Source organism: Ferruginibacter sp. (assembly GCF_049840995.1).
Classification (GTDB): domain Bacteria; phylum Bacteroidota; class Bacteroidia; order Chitinophagales; family Chitinophagaceae; genus Ferruginibacter.
In genome coordinates this window covers 334936-351566 of record NZ_JASGIP010000006.1, presented here as the reverse complement: position 1 = coordinate 351566, position 16631 = coordinate 334936, and the positions used below count along the sequence as shown (strand labels likewise).

Annotated in this window: 10 protein-coding genes; 4 read left to right on the top strand and 6 right to left on the bottom strand. The window is 45.6% G+C overall.

Annotation, left to right across the window (positions count from 1 at the left end):
* The first annotated feature begins 287 nt into the window (after positions 1-287).
* On the top strand, positions 288-1205 hold the full coding sequence (locus tag QM738_RS16655) for an alpha/beta fold hydrolase (protein WP_462277861.1): 918 nt from the start codon (positions 288-290) through the stop codon (positions 1203-1205).
* Positions 1206-1328: 123 nt separating this feature from the next.
* Here QM738_RS16655 and QM738_RS16650 read toward each other — a convergent pair whose 3' ends face one another.
* The 5 genes from QM738_RS16650 to QM738_RS16630 form a co-directional block, all read right to left on the bottom strand.
* Positions 1329-6602, bottom strand: coding sequence for a T9SS type A sorting domain-containing protein (locus QM738_RS16650; protein ID WP_462277860.1), 5274 nt, complete (start codon positions 6600-6602; stop codon positions 1329-1331).
* Positions 6603-6998: 396 nt separating this feature from the next.
* Positions 6999-7598, bottom strand: coding sequence for a Crp/Fnr family transcriptional regulator (locus QM738_RS16645; RefSeq protein ID WP_462277859.1), 600 nt, complete (start codon positions 7596-7598; stop codon positions 6999-7001).
* 6 nt (positions 7599-7604) lie between these two features.
* Positions 7605-8195, bottom strand: coding sequence for a Crp/Fnr family transcriptional regulator (locus QM738_RS16640; RefSeq protein ID WP_462277858.1), 591 nt, complete (start codon positions 8193-8195; stop codon positions 7605-7607).
* 263 nt (positions 8196-8458) lie between these two features.
* A complete protein-coding gene (locus QM738_RS16635) occupies positions 8459-9148 on the bottom strand; it encodes a sensor histidine kinase (protein WP_462277857.1) in 690 nt (229 codons plus the stop codon).
* Positions 9067-10506 carry a hypothetical protein gene (locus QM738_RS16630; protein WP_462277856.1) on the bottom strand — a complete coding sequence of 480 codons (1440 nt, stop codon included), beginning with the start codon at positions 10504-10506 and terminating at the stop codon, positions 9067-9069. Before QM738_RS16630 ends, QM738_RS16635 begins: the two co-directional genes overlap by 82 nt.
* A gap of 279 nt (positions 10507-10785) precedes the next feature.
* Between QM738_RS16630 and QM738_RS16625 the strand changes: the two genes are divergently transcribed.
* From QM738_RS16625 to QM738_RS16615, 3 genes are all read left to right on the top strand, one after another.
* Positions 10786-11115, top strand: a complete 330-nt coding sequence (locus QM738_RS16625) for a LytR/AlgR family response regulator transcription factor (protein ID WP_462278199.1) — start codon at positions 10786-10788, stop codon at positions 11113-11115.
* Between the two features lie 566 nt (positions 11116-11681).
* Positions 11682-14840 (top strand): hypothetical protein, encoded by a 3159-nt coding sequence (locus QM738_RS16620; RefSeq protein ID WP_462277855.1) that lies wholly within the window; start codon positions 11682-11684, stop codon positions 14838-14840.
* The gene (locus QM738_RS16615) at positions 14797-15636 is read left to right on the top strand and encodes a T9SS type A sorting domain-containing protein (RefSeq protein ID WP_462277854.1); all 840 of its coding nucleotides are present in this window, start codon (positions 14797-14799) and stop codon (positions 15634-15636) included. Before QM738_RS16620 ends, QM738_RS16615 begins: the two co-directional genes overlap by 44 nt.
* 198 nt (positions 15637-15834) lie before the next feature.
* Here the strand turns inward: QM738_RS16615 and QM738_RS16610 are convergent, their stop codons facing one another.
* A complete protein-coding gene (locus tag QM738_RS16610; protein WP_462277853.1) occupies positions 15835-16584 on the bottom strand; it encodes an SDR family NAD(P)-dependent oxidoreductase in 750 nt (249 codons plus the stop codon).
* Positions 16585-16631: the final 47 nt, after the last annotated feature.

Here is a 16631-nt window from a genome sequence, read left to right as displayed (position 1 = left end):
TTTAAAAAAAATAATAGAAAATTCAGTATCACAAAAACCATCAAACAAAAATTTGCAAAATCCTACCTCTTAATTCCTCCTGGGCTTTTCTTTCTTACAACAACAATAGCCGTTTCGCAATTTAAAAACATGCCGGATATGCTTCAAGGACTTTTGTTTGGGATAGGCATCGGGCTGATTGCCTTACCGTTTATCTTGAAACGCAATCAACCGACAAATCAATAAATATTTAAAAGATCGTTCCGGCAAAGCCCAAAAATTACCATCAGCAATACTATTGTACTTTTGTGCAAATCAACTTCAGCACATCCATCAACATGGGCATCTTAAAATACATTAACGCAGGAGACCTTTGCATCGCTTATGAAGAAAGTGGTAATGCTGATGGTATACCCGTTATACTGATGCATGGTTTTCCTTACGACACCAGGACTTATGATGGAGTGGTAAATTATTTACAGGCAAAGAACTGCCGTGTGATAGTGCCTTACCTGCGGGGCTATGGACCAACAAAATTTTTATCGGCCGATACCATCCGTTCCGGTCAGCAGGCCGCATTGGCGCACGACCTGAAAGCGTTGATGGATGCATTGCTGATACCAAAAGCAATTGTTGGTGGTTACGACTGGGGTGGAAGGGCCTGCTGTATTGTTGCAGCGCTTTTTCCGGAACGTGTTATTGGGCTTGTTTCGGCAGCAGGATATAATATTCAAAATATTCCGGGGTATGCAGTGCCTGCGCTTCCGGAAATTGAAATGCTGAACTGGTACCAGTTTTATTTTCATCACGAGCGGGGCCGCCTTGGCTTGACGCAATACCGGTATGAACTCTGCAAACTTTTATGGCGCAACTGGTCGCCTACCTGGAATTTTGATGATGCAACATTTGACGCATCAGCCGTATCATTCAATAATCCTGATTTTGTGGAGGTGGTGGTACATTCATACCGGCACCGTTATGGATTAGTGAACGGCGATCCGCAATTTGAAGCCATGGAACAGGCTTTGCAACAACAACCCGCTATACAGGTGCCCGCCATTATAGTAGACGCAACAGCCGATGGCGTAGAGCCCTTTGCAGGAACGGGTAAAGATGCGCATTATTTTAAAGGCGGCTATAAAAGAAGCATAGTAAAAGTGGGGCATAATGTACCACAGGAAGCGCCTGCCGAATTTGCTGATGCTGTACTTGCATTTGTAAAGTAATAAGCTGCACACCATAGCAGTATCTACAACCATCATTTTATTATACAGTAAAATTAACGGCACAAAAAAAGGGCAGCATGTAAAAACATGCCGCCCATCTACCCTATTAAAAACCAAACCTTATTATGGCACTATATGAACCTGTTTGGTTTGCACCACACCATCCATCCATACTTTAAGGATATAAATACCCGAAGCAATTTTGCTGATGTTGATGGTGTTGTTGGTATTGGATCGTAATGAACCATTCTGAATGATGCGTCCAATAGCATCTATCAATTGATAATTATTGGTATTGCTGTTGCCCTGCAATACTATTTGTAACTGTCCATGTGCAGGATTAGGATATACTTTCAATCCCGTGCCTTGGCAGCTGCTGGCTTTTACCACTACTGTTTTACTGTAAGTGATATTACCATTTACTTCCACCGCTTTAATGCGGTAGTACCAATTGCCGCTGGCAGGCACCACATCGGTATAGTGAACCGCAGTTGCAGCCAATGTAGCTACAGCAGTAAAATTGGTATTATCACTGCTGCGCTCTACAACGAACTGCTGTAAGGTCCAGGCATTACTCAGTTCGTACGACCATTTTACATCCACGGCACAATTATCTGCGGTGGCATCTGTACTGGTAAAAGTTACCGGCAATACCATCAGCGGTGTGAACGTCGTTGCACTGCATATACATTGCGAAGTACCCAACGCCGTTACAGGAAGTATCTTGTAAGTGGTGGTAGCGCCTACTGTACAACTGCTGCCACCTGCAGGAATGGTAAACGTCATAGCAGCGGTGGCATTGCTGCCGGCTGTTATGGCCGAAGGAAAATAATCTGTTGCAAACGGAATGCTGCTGCTACCGCAGAATACTTCTACTATATAAGTAGCTGCAGGTGCATCCACCGTGCCGCTGTTGGCAACAGTTACATTTACATTTACAGTACCACCCGGCACAAAAGCACCGCTGGTTTTTGTTACAGCCGTAATGCTCAGGTCAGGCTTATTCATCGCAATCACCGGCGACGCCCCATTCGCAATCACCGCACTACTGCTGGCACAGGGTGTGCCACCACAGCTCAATGGTGCAATGCTGCGCTGGTAAGCAGCGCTTACGCTGCCGCTGCCGCAACCACCGCCTGCTGCGGTTACATCAAAGCTGAAGTTGATGGGCGTTGCTGCTGCTACGCCTGCAGGCATGGCTACTTTTACTATTTGGCCGGATACGGTTGCCGTAAAGCCTGTGGTAAGGTTACCCGCATAGGCCATACCTAACGGTAAGGTGTACACCATGGTATCACCGGCGGCGGAAGGCATACCTGTAGGCGTGATGGTTTGTGAGAAGCTGATATTGGTACCACAACTAACTGCAGTAGCGGCGCCAAAGCTCATGAGCACACCGGCGCTGCCGGCTGCTGTTGCCCCCGTAATATTTAATGCGCTGGTGCTGGCGCTTACACCATTGCCGGTAGCGGCTGCGCCGCAAGGCATATTGCCATAGGCATTAAAGTTGAAAGAAGAACCCGATACAAAACCGCAACTGGTGGTAAAGTCCAGCTTTATTTTGGCCTGCCTGTCGCCACCCAAAGGAGTGAAGGCCGGATTGCTGGAAGCGGTGCCCAGCATGCCATTGCTGCCAATGGCGGTGTGGGCGCTAAGGTCTATCTTATAACCGCCACCGCCAATGCTGGTAACGGTGGCCGGCTGGTAATTGCCACTGCCCAGCGGATACTCTACCTGTATGGTGGATGCCGGGGTAACACCCGCCGGCGGGTAGAACGTTACATAAGGACTCACCAGGTTGGCCGCCTGCGCACTGTTTACAATCAGCAAAGTGCTGTCGGTGGTGCACAGGTTGATGCTGCTGCCACCGCCGGGTTGACGGGCCACGCTTAGCTGCACCTGGCTGGGTTGTGGCACAACTTTTAAGTAAGTCTGTGCGGCGGTACAGGCATATGCAGTAGGGTCTGCATTAGGATAACCCGTACAATTCCATCCTGCTTTCAAAAGAATACTATCCGGAGTACAATTGGTATACTTAAAATATACTCTTGCCTGTTGTGTGCTTCCCGTTGTTAAGCCTGCGGCGCTTACCTGGTACCATTTGTTGCCGGTGCCATAGGTAGAGGCGGTGGTCAGTACCAGGTTGCTGGGTTTCAGTACCACACTATCGATGGTGATGCCGCTGGCGGCTGCTTTTTCTAAAGCCAGCCACAGGTAAGGCGCTGTTTGGGTGCTGGGGTTGGCCACCTGCACATCCCAATATTGCTGCGGTTGTACACCCTGCACCACACCGGTATTGTTTTGCACCGCTACGCTGGGGCGCTTGCTGCCGTCAATACCAAAGAAGCTGGCACCAATGGCATAGGCGGTGGTAACGGTCATGGGTACAGTGGTATTATCGTAATAATATGTCTTACCATAATACTGTTGCAGCAAAGGCAATGGGCCGGTGGTGTTGCCTGCCTCGCAGGTAGATTTGAGGCTGTAGGTAATGCGACTGTCTGATTGACTTCCATTAGCACCAACATCATTTAGCGGCCAGTTCCCGGGGTTGATAAACGTAAGCCTTTGCCCGTTGATAACAGGCGCACCAATATTAAATGTTGCGACACTTTGGTTATATACATCTGCCCACCTTGTATAGTTTATCGTGGGGGTAGCGCTGGCATCATATTCCACACCAGGGGGTAATATTATTACTACAGAATCTACACGGTGGCTGGGGCGGAATTCGTTATTGAATATCCGGTAGTTTACACCATATCCATTGTAGTAAGAAGCACGGGGTGAGGCTGCACCACAACCCACTAGCGTGTTGGGCCCGCCGCCCCAATACCCGGTTCCATAATTTGCATAACCCACAAAACGGATTAGGGGTACGAGGTTCAGGCAATACTGCCTAACAGCACTGGCATCATTACTATAAAAATAAGAATTGGCGTTGGGTGCATACGTAGGTATGATGCCATATAACTGCCCGCTGGCAGCATTGCTAACAAGATAAGTAACGGCTACCCATACACTATCGCCAGCCGAAAGTGTGGCGGGCAATCCGCCCAGGCCGGTAAGGTTCCAGTCCCACTGCGTGTGGGTGGCGGTGCTCAGGTCGGTTGGTGCAGGCATGGCCACTGTGGTAATGGTGCCGGTGCCCGCCGCCTTATGGTTGTACGTGCCGCTGATGAATACCAGTGTGTTTTGCCCGCTTACTTTATCCAGCTCAAAATTAAAATGCACATTGCTGTACGCTACCGACGATTGCTGTGCGCTGTTGGTAACCACCACGGTGTCGTAAGGCAATACAGTGGCCAGTTGCACGGCCGGTATGCTGCCTGGGTTTATCCTTGTGGCCAACGTGGCATCGGTAAAGCCCAGCGAAGTGCGCTCTGCCTTGGTAAATATATTGGCCAGGCCACCGGGGCATGACGCCGGGCAAACAGCAGGTATTGTTTTGGAACCACAATAGAGCCGTTCTACAATATCGCCACAACTACGGGTGTTTACATAATCCATTTCCCACGAAAGGTTTACCAGGCTACCACCGCTGCAATCGTACACCAAATCAAAAGTAAAATCATCCTGGTACCAGAGGTTATTGGTTCCATTGAGTTTGGTACGGAACTGAACGGTAGAACCTGAAACGGTGACATTGGCAGCATCGGGCCGGGCAAATCCTCTAAAATAGAAGGTACCGGGCACATAAGTAACACCTGCTGGCAATGTAAGCGTCAGTTCCATACTGTCTACCGATTGGTTTACGGCCGTTATCATTGCTGAATAATGGCTGATGGTAACGGTAAAGGGTACCCCGTTAAAAATTTGCGGCACGGTGTTGATGTCACGATTGGGTACGGTATATAAAGTACGCTGACCGCCAACGCCATTGGAGGGAAGGCTGGTAGCCAATGTACCGCACATATCATTATAAGTAGCCGTAGCACCTACAAAATGGGCGTAACTGGCTCTAGGGCAAAGTGTGCTTGTTTTATAATTGCGATAGAAGAAAATGGTAAAGCTTTTGCCGGGGGCAAGGTCGTCGTACTGGCCATCGCCATCCAGGTCGTCCAGCCCCACACCGGCCCCATCGGGGTCGGTTGTAAACTGGCTGAGGCGGGCACGCACACTGGCATTGCTCGTGTAGGCGGTGCCGAGGGTATCTACCACCAATGCGGTGCCTGTGCCCGGCGCTGCGCCAAAGGTAAAGTTGCTCAGGTATTCGCCATTACTGGAAACAAACAGAATCTGTGAATTATCAATAAAACCAAGGTTGGCAATTACATTGTACATAGCCCCGGCATTGCCGCCGGTACCATTGTTGGTAAACACCGATTTGGAAAGACCGGGCGCAGATGCGCATGCACCCACAAGGGTAACATCGCTGGTAACAATGCCAAGGTTGGTCACACCGGTAGCCATGGTCACCGCACTGGTTCCGGTTGCTACCTGGCATTGGGTGGCTTTGGTTTTGCCCCATCCGGCCCCGTAAGTCGTGGCGGTATTGCATTTTACCACTTTTATGGGTTCGGTAATGGTAACGGTTTCGCCATTGCTCAATAAGTTATCGCCACCAAATAAAGAGGCACCATATATTTTATAAAACAAGGTATCACCATTGGTACTGCTGGGCGTAAATGCAACACCATTTGCTGTAATGGTATTGGTACCACTTGTATTAATGATACCTCCTGCTGTGTACACTACATAATAGCGCAGGGTATCCAATACACCATTACCACCATTGGTTACCGTGGTGGTACGTGTAGCTGTGGTGCCCACCACTGCATTGGTTAATGCCGGTGGTGGTGTAATGGCCAATGAAGGTGAAAGAAGATTGTATGTATTTACTGTATTGGCTGTTTCGCTGCCGTTGCTGCAGCCACCGCTGGTGAATACATATACACTGTCTTTAGCCGTGGCCAGGCTGCCGCAGGCGGCGCTTCGGGCAATGGTAAACGTGATGTCGCTACCGGTGGCAATGCTGCCGCCGATGTTGAACACGGGGTTGCTTAGGTCGGCAATGCTGCCTTCGCTGATGCTGAGGCCCGCCGTGCCTGATGTTTTGGCCACTGTACCGGCCACATAGGTTACCGATGCCGGCAGCGCAACCTTTACCGTGGTGGCGCCCGTACAGGCGCCGTTGAAGACGAGCTTGACGGTGAGATTGCTTTGGCTGTAGGCACGGGTGATGTCCTGCGCTGCAGCGGGGTAGGTGATGGTGGGTGCCTGGGCCTGGGCCGCATGGCCTGCTGCCAGTATACCACCAGATAAAAGCAGCGCAGCCTTGATCTTTCGCCGCAGGGATCGTATGGCTATATGCCAGCATCCTTTTTGCCCATCTACGGGCTGTACTTGTCTTTGTGTGATCATATTGTTCTGTTTAGTAAAAAATTTTCTTCTCATTATTTTTCAGGTTACCGGCAAAGGCAACAATCGTTTGTGCCCGGTATTATTAAATACAGCATCCTTACAAAAAAAAATATTCCGGTTACGGGTAAGCGTTACCATACTATTTTGATCGGTTGCAGATCCTGGTAAATTTGTTGGTTAAACTTGGGAAGGTGTGTTTGGTTAACCCGCCGGCATTACGTGTGCACCCGTATTCCGGCATGGTTGCTTCATCTAAGAAGCCTGGTCTTTTGGGAGGATAACGGTTACGTATAAATGCTTTATTGACCGTATTTTTACTATGGATTTAGTCATGCAAAGATGCGTCCACAGAAATAAAACGGGCTTGATAAAGTTTAATAATTTGGAAGCAGGTCATTGATATAGTTTAAGATTTTGTCGAAAAGAACCTCATGACCGCTTGTTTTTTGCTTTCAGCATACTAAAATATTCCGGTGTAATGTTCAGGTAAGATGCGATCAGCTTTTGGGATAAACGCTGTTCAATATCCGGGAATTTCAACACCAGGCTTTTGTAGCGTTCCAATGGGTCGGGCCTGTAGCTGTCGTACATGTCCTGCATCTTTACCATTGCATATTGCCGGTACAGTACCCTGCCCAGTTTGTTACCCTCTGCCACATTTTCGTATATCCACTCCAGCGCTGTACGCGGCACCAGTACCACTTCCATATGCTCCAGCGCTTTGCAATAGATATTACATTGCATCGGCGCTGCAGCAAGAAAGCTGATCATATCGGTGGTAAACTCATTTTCGCCGGAAAAATAAATGATCCTGCTTCTTCCTTTTTCTTCTTTGATACAGGCCTTGCAAAAGCCGCTGTTGATAAAGAACAGGTGTTCGCATACCTGTGGGGGCTGTAGCAGGAATTCGCCTTTTTTATATTTTTTTACGATCAGCTGGCCGGTAAAATTTTGTACCTGTGCATCGGTCCATTGTATGGGCGCCGAAAACACTTTCATTAATTGCGTAAAGGAAGAATGTAACTGCATATTGATCTATAGGGTATTTTTTTCAATGGCTGTTTTAAGGCGGGAAAAATGCGCCTGGTCAATTTTAAGCAGCGCGCTGATAAAACGTTGCGAGATCCTTTTTTCTATACCGGGATAAATTTCCTGCAGTAGCCCAAGGCGTTCCAGCGGGTCTTTTATATAATTGATGCGCTGCCTTTTTACTAACAGTGAAAGGATGCGTTCGTGCTGTATGCGGCCAAATTTATTGCCATCTTCTACATTGTCGTACAGCCATTGCAGGGCGGCCCTTGGTATCACAATACAGTCGGTATCTTCCAACGCTACCAGGTTGGTAGTGGTGGAAGGATCATTTAAAAAACCTACCATGCTGGAAACATGGTCGTTCTCGAAGCAGAGGTGTACAGGAAACTGGTTGCCATGTTTGTCTTCTATGATATTTCCGGTAAGGCCCTTTACAATAAAAAAGACAGCGTCCCTGGATTCGCCTTTTTTGATCAGGTATTCGCCAGCCTGGTACCGGGCGGTATGCAGCATGGCAAAAAAGGAAGCCCGCTCTGCATTGCTCCAGTTGATGATGGAAGAAACCACTGTGTTCAATTGCTCAAAGCGCATCATAAACAATAGTTGTAGCTGATAATGATATGCCGATACGCTGCCATTGCAAAAATTATGGAATAGCATTATATCTTAAAAGAAAGAGACCGTAAGAGAGTAGATGTAGATAACAGAAAGATGGTTGCGCCGGAGATATGGAAATATTTTAAGTGGCAGGTTACTGCTTTTACGGAAGTTTATGCCGCGGTTATAAACCGCTACCATCAATAGACACAAGTGATCTCGCCTTGGGCGAGAACATATCCCTGCATACACCAGTTTCACTAAATAGGGAAATTTCCTTTGATAGAAGTGCCGTTTTCTGAACACTCAATATCCAGCACGCCATCCAGTTCTTTTACCCGGTTGCGCATACTGTTGATGCCGATGCCGTGAACAATATGGTCTTTACTGAATCCCTTGCCATCATCTGCAATGCTGAAGTGACAGTTAAAGCGGTCCATTGAAATGGAAATGCAGATAGCGCTGGCATTGGAATGTTTTATGATGTTGGATACCGCTTCCTTCATAATATGATACAGCTGGTTGTGCTGAAGCGGGGAGAGGCTGGCCTTTATATCTTCTTCATCAATGCGAAGGGTTACTTTCATCAGGCCCTTTTCAGTAAACTTTTGTTGTATCTCTTTTAAAAATCCGGTAACGCTCAATGCCGTTTCATGGTTACTGGATTTAAGATTGTGCATATACCTGCGGGCATTTTCATACACTGTTTTTATTTCGTCGGCTATCTCCTTCATGGGTTGCTCGGCGGCGCTGCCCTGCGTACGGCGCTTCACATCCTCCGAATAAAATTTCAATGCAGCAAGGGAACTGCTGAGTTCATCATGCATATCGTCGGATATCTGCTGCCGCTGCTGAAGGATGGCTTCATTCAATTCCATCTGCAGGCGCATCTCCTGCGCAAATAATTCTTTCTCCCGAAGTTCTTTTTGAGCGATCTCTTTTTGCTCCATCGTTTCTGTAAGCGCCTTTTCGCTTGCCAGCAGTTTTTATAAGCAATGGCCCTTTTCTTCATCACCCTTCTTAAGCGCTGCAGCAGGAAAACGGAAATGATCACGAGCAACATGGCCAATACCCCGATGATGATAGCAGCGCTGGTCTTATTGCGCTGGTTGCGGTTGTCTTTTTCCAGCAACTCCACCTGGTATTTTTTATCCAGCCGTTCATATTCTGTAAAAGGATTTTTCTTTAACAGGTTGATCCTGTTTTTGGATACGGAATCTTTAATCAACTGAATTTGCAACTGGTATTCGGAAGCTTCTTTATAATCATTTCGTGCACGGGCAATTTTGTATTTTAATTGCAGCAGGTCGGCTTTAAAAAAAAGATCAAAATTATCCAGTTGCGGCATCGATAATTTGGATACTTCATAAGCTTCATTTATCCTGCCACTTTCAAATAATGCCTTTCCAAGTATTAACCTGCTCTTAGCCAGTTCTATAGTATCTTTTACAAGCACAATAGCCTTGTTGATATAGTTTTCTGCAGCCTTGTAATTTTCAAGAAATTCGTAGGCTACAGCAATATTGCCATAAATATTACTCAAGGCAATATCATAAAATGCACTGTCATTTTTCTGAAACACCGCTTTATTGGCCTCCAGGAACTTTACCGCTTCGAAATGATAATACAGTGAACTATCATAATTTTTAATATTGGCATAAATGTATCCCAGGTCATCCAGGTAGCGCTGCATACGCACATAGTGTTGCCAATCCTTAATGCAGGTGTTTTCCAGGCGCAATGCTTCTTTTTGTAAGGAGGCAGCCAACGAAAAATCGGATTGATTGATAGCGATCATACACATGGTCCTTGTATTGTCCGCCATCAGGCAGGAGTCGCCAGCCGCCTGGTTCAATTGTTTACAGCGGGTAAGATCTTCGATCGCTTCCTTATACCGCTGCCGCCGCGTAAAATAATCGCTTCTTTTATTGAAGGCCCATACATAATCATGGTGCATTGGATCTTGCAGATCATTGGCTTCAATAACAGCGATCATGCTGTCGAGATAAGTAATGGCGGTATCATAACTGGCATCACCGTAGCGTATCAATTCATGCAGGTCTCTCTTAAAATTATAATAGCGGTATTTGTCGGGAATGGTTTGATAGGGAAAAGTACGGTACACAGAATCCAACAGGTAAATGCCTGTATCACGCCGGTGCTCCTTCTCACAGATCTTTTCAAAATGCAACAGCATATCCTCGCTATAATGTTTGGTGAGGTCTTGTGATTTGCCATTATTACAGGATATATGTATGCCAGCAACAAAGAAGGATAATAGCAATAATATCGTTCTGCCCGGGTTCATCAGGATGCAAAAGCGGTTGGCGGTTCGTGAAAAATCCTAAGCCGGGTACTGGATGCTGTGTATAAGGTAGTGATTATATTCAACAATTGCAATAGCGTAAATAGTTTAAACTATGCGGTAAGATGTAAAAGCTACCTGGAGGGTTGTATGCCCGGCAAAAAATATTACCTGACTTTGTAATGCGACACAAAAAATAGCGGGAATAACCACGTAATTAGGAGTCAGCGCAATTAAGTAAAATGATGACCTTGCAGCTGAGTAAATTTCAATCGTTTAGATATCAGGAAAATAATTATAAATACCAGCGACCGTATACATATACTGAACGGAGCGGATGTATTATATATAAGGGCAAAAGCATCTTATTCCGTTTTTGTATTAACCAACCGGCAGGAAGTATTGTCTTCCCTGCCGATAGCAATGTATGGCAGGTTGTTTCACAACGAATGTTTTTTCAGGGTGCACCGGTCTTTCCTGGTAAATCTCGAGCATGTGGTAGAGATCGTAAGAAGCGGGGATGTGATATTAACGGGAGGTGTAGAAGTGCCTATTACCAAAGAGCACATTAAAGCACTGGTGATAGCACTTGCGGCGCTCAACGAAAAATAATCGCATCTTTTTAATTATCCTTATCGGCAGCGGCTTATTATAAAAGCCGCTTTTTTATTGGCAGATGGGTCGGGTAATTTTACTGCTTTTTTTTGCTTTGTAAAATAAAGAAGGGTATTCATAAAGTGAATGGGCTTATTGATGCAAAGCAGCTATCCCTAACCGTTTTATTAGTATAAGTTTGCCGGGCATTGATAAATATTAATTATTCTGCATTGCTTCAAGCCTCGTTCCGGTAAAGACCCTGTTTTGCCCTGTAAATATCTTTAGGTTATAGCCATGCTTATTGGGTGGTACTAGGCCCCCTATTTTTAGTGGGGGCCAGCACCTAAAATAGCGAGGGGCTATTGGTTAAATACGCAGAATATTTGCGTGCGTTTTACAAGCAGGAGATTTAAATATAAGCATGCAACCCTTGAAACTAAATCACTCTCTTGTAAAAACCAAAATCTGATCCTGTAAAAAGCGCCACCATCACTGCTGTGAAACCAATTTAAAAAAAACGGGTATTACATTTTTATATTTCCCAAAAGGAAAGTTTAATGTAATGCAACAACAAAAAGGTCATGATGAATTTTTTACAACAATGTTTGCAGCTGCCGGCCACTTTAAAACATGCCAGCTTTCCAGACGATCACAAGAAAAAGAAGAATAGTACAATGAAAATTTTATTTCAAAAAATGAAGATCAAATATGCTTTAGTAGTCATGCTGGTATCAGCAATGCTGTTATTTTCTGCTTCCGCATTTGCTCAAAATGTAGCTGGTTACGCATACACTGCTTATACCAGTGTTAATGGAGGTAACTGGAATTACAGCGGGCTTTCCAATCCTTTTACCGTAACGTATTCCGGCACCACCTGGACCACCAGTACCAATAAAGCCTTTACTGCAATTGATAAGCCTTTGGGGCTAACCAATTATACGGTGCCATCCAGCATGCTGGAGCTGGGCATGTTCATTACCGGCCCTTTCCCGGTAGCCACTTATACTTTTACTTCCAACTTGACGCCGGGCACGGTCATGTTCATAGAGGATGTGGATGCGCAGGAATCTTTCAGGATCGAATTCCTGGATGCATCCGGCAATTTGCTTAACCCGGCCACCTTGGGCACTTATAATCTTTCTAATCCTGCACGCTCTGCTGCAACTTTTAATTCAACCAATCTTACTGTTACTGCAACTGACAATAATAACTACCAGGAATCGCTGAGTGATTTTGTTATCAACAGCGGTTTGATAAGGCAGGTAAGGATCACGCAGATCGCCAGCCCGGGCAACCTTGCTTCATCGGGTACTGCTGAATTCTTTTTTGCAGCGCCATCAGTAGGCTATATGTATGTGCATAAAAAAGCGCTGAATGAAAGTGCCAGTATTGATTTTCCTTTTACTGTAAGTGGCGGGGCAGGTACCACAGCAGTTGCGCCCTTCTCATTAAATGACCAGGCTGGTCAATTGCGGGTAAAAGATATCGGTGCTTCACAAAACGGAAGGCTATGGGCCATTGATGAGACTACCAGCACATTGTACTACCGTGATGCCAACAGCAATATTTGGACGGCTACAAGCATTACAAACGTCAGCCGTGTAGACGGGGGCGTCAATGGCAATGCAGTATATATCAGCACAACAGGTACCGTATATTCTTACAATGGAACAACTGCTACCGCAATATCAACCGTTGGAGCATTTTTAGGAGCCACCGATATCGGTTCTGCCTGGAATGGGTTGCCTTACCTTATTAAAAGCGGTATCATCTATCAATACAGCGGTACAGGTACAACATGGAATACCGTGTCAGATCAATCGGCTACTTATTTGTCTTTTGCAATTGACGCAAACCCTTTAACAGGCGATGCCTATGTTGCTGTAAAAAATATTAGTACGAATGCTGTCAGCGTAATTGAAGTAACTGCTGCAGGTGTGGTTACCAACATTGGAACTCCACCCGGGTTAACTGCTTCCAGCGCCACTTTTCCAAGGGATGTTGCAGTGAATGATAAAGGAGAAGTGTATTTATCCGCTTTTAAAAATGCCGATGGCTGGTATGTGTTCAAATACAATGGTTCCTGGTCTGCTAAAGAAGATGCATCTTTTGATGTAAACAGTCTTACGGGAGGTGTAGGCGGCGAGCTCTGGAGCACTATGAACAGCGGTGGACAGGGCCCAGGGCAACCTACTGTTCCCTACTATAATATTTTTACAAGGGCAACAGACGGTACCAACATATTTTATATTGATGATGAAAGGGTGAGAACAACTGCAGGCAATTCGATATTGATACCGGTGATACCCGGTACATATACCATTACCGAGGCGGCTTCCAGCGGATGGGACCTGCAAACAATAACGGTGGATGATCCTACTAATAACAGCAGCGCTGACAAGGTATCAAGAACGGCTACACTAAATATCGCCCCGGGGGAGATCGTTAACGCTATATTTCAAAATGGAGAACTGAATCCTGTAGCCATGACCAACAGTTGCAGCAGCAGCTACCTTGAAGATTTTGGAACCGGGGCTGTAGGCACCTTTGGTTCATTGGTGCCGGGGCAAACCAGTTATCACTTTTTAAATAACAGCGTTCGTGCCGAAGATGGCTATTGCAAAATTGTGAGCACAGCTTTCCCGGATTTTAATACCTGGCAGGTAACTCCGTTTTATGATCACACATCCGGCAATGGTACGGGCAGGATGTATTGTGTGAATGCAGGTTACGACCTGGGTGAATTTTTCAGAAGAAGATTTACAGGTATCAAGATTGGGGCAACTTACACTTTCTCTGCATGGGCAGCCAATCTTACACCTGGCGCCCCTATTAAACCCAATATATTGTTCCAGGTGGTAGATCACAGCAGCCAGGCAGTACTGGGTACTTTCACTACTGGAAACATCAATACTGCTACTTCACAATGGAATCAATATGGTTTTACCTTTACAGCCACTAATACCGATATAGATCTGTTATTGCTGAATAATTCTGTTGGCGGTAGTGGCAATGACCTTGCTATTGATGATATATCTTTTTCCATGACGCCTCCCACCATTCCAATAACAACTGTAATAAGCGGTGGCTGTGGTACATCGGGTAGCATCACCGTTACATCACCGTTAGGCGCTTCCTATGAATACAGCAAGGATAACACAACATGGCAATCTTCCACGGCATTCAATAACCTTGCGCCGGGCACTTACACTATTTATGCAAGATTTACAGGTACCACCGGTTGCGTGGTTACTAAAACAAACATGGTAGGCGCAACCATCTGCGGAAAGATATGGGATGATGCTAATGGCAATGCGGTTAATAGTGGTGAAAATTCAATCACCAGTGGTGTATGGGTAAACTTAGTAGACCCTGTAACACATGCCGTGCTGCAATCGGTACAGGTAGATGCTTCAGGTAATTATAGTTTTAGTGGCTTACCACAAAATACCAATTACCAGGTAATACTTACCGCTACAGATCAAACCGGTAATACCAACCTTACCAGCGCCGCTTTACCAACGGGATATACGGCAACAGGTACTAACCTTAGTGGTGCTGCAAGTGTGGCGAATACCACTGCTGTGATCACTGTCAATACCGGTACCAATGGTTTAACGGTACAGAATTTTGGTATTGAAAAATTACCAGACACCGATCCTGAAAACACAAACAGTAAATTATCCTTCCGGCGGCGTGATCTCAGCCGGAAAAATAAACACTGCTGTAAGTGGGGCTGATGCAGAAGACGGTATACTGGGCAATGCCAATAAAATTGTGATCACCAACATACCGGGCAATGCCACCATGTATTATAATGGTGTGTCTGTAACACTCAATCAGCAGATCACCAATTTCAATCCTGCACTGGTTTCATTTGGCGGTATCACAAATGGTTCCACTTCCGTTGTATTTAAATATGCATTTGTGGATGCAGCAGGTAAGCAGGACCCCACTCCGGCCAATTATACAATAAGCTGGACGGGCGCCTTGCCGGTAACACTGGAGCGTTTTTCTGCCACTAAAGAAAATGACCAGGTTCAGCTAACATGGAGAACACTTACTGAACAGAATGTAAGCAGGTTTATTATAGAGTACTCCACAGATGGTATCAACTTTAATGCCATTGCAACCGTTGCCGCAACAGGCAACAGCAGCATACCGGTGAATTATACATGGATACATAGCAGCCCTGTTGCGGGCAATAATTACTACCGGCTTAAAATGGTGGATATAGACGATCGTTTTGTTTACAGCACGGTAGCTGTAATAAAAATGAGCGGCAGTACTGACCTGGTGATCAGTGCTTATCCAAATCCCGTTCATTACCTGCTGAATATATGGTTACCTAAGCCAGGCACCACACATACTATACTGAATGTGTACAGCAATGACGGCGAGCTGGTGTACAGTAAAGCTACCGGTAATGTACAGACGATATTATTACCAGTATCCACTTTTAGTAAGGGCATTTATTATATCAGGATAATGGAAAATGGTACTGCACTGTATAATGCAAAATTTGTGAAACAATAGGGAGAACGATTTGACCCGTTTTGAATATTCAATATTCCTGACCTGTTCTTAGTAAACTGATAAAAAAGGGAGCTGTTTTAGAGATGAGATGATCATTTCATAAATGGCTCCCTTTGTTTTGCACTATGCTGCAAACGAAAGTTGCCGACACCAGGATATCCCGGGCCGGCAACTGCATCGCAACCAACAAGAAGCTTATTATCTGAATCCTCCTGATACGCTGATCTTTTCGCCATTCACCCATTCTGCATCGTCAGAAGCGAGGAATACAGCAACTCTTGCTATATCGCCGGGTTGACCGATCCTTCCCAGGGGAGTGCCTGCCACCAGGTGTTTTTCAAAATCGCTGCCGATCATACCCATGGTATGTGTACCTTCAGTTTCCACACCACCGGGAGCGATGGTATTAACACGGATATTTTTAGCACCCAGTTCTTTTGATAAGGCTACTGCAATGGTATCCACTGCACCTTTAGTGGCAGAATATACCACGGAGTTGGCCAATGGGTTATCGCTTACAATAGAACTTAAATTGATGACGCTGCCGCCATTGCCGTTAAAATGTTTAACAGCTTCCTGCGTAGCTAAAATGGTACCCAGCACATTGGTATTGAACTGGCGGTGAAATTCTTCTTCTGTTATCGCTTCCAGCGGATCGAATTTGAATACACCGGCATTGTTTACCAGTACATCAATATGACCATAAGTGGTTTTTGCTTCGGCAAATAATTTTTTTACATCGGCTGCGGAAGATACATTACCCTGTACGGCAATAGCTTTACCACCATTGGCGGTGATCTCGCTCACCACTTTTTCTGCTCCAGCTTTATCAGAAGAATAATTCACCACTACTGAAGCGCCTTCAGCACCATAGGCTTTGGCGATACCGGCTCCAATACCTTTGGATGCACCGGTTACAATTGCTACTTTGTTTTTTAATTTTGACATGTTTTATAGTTTGAAAGTTTGAAAATTTGTTCTTTGCTTCTTTGCTT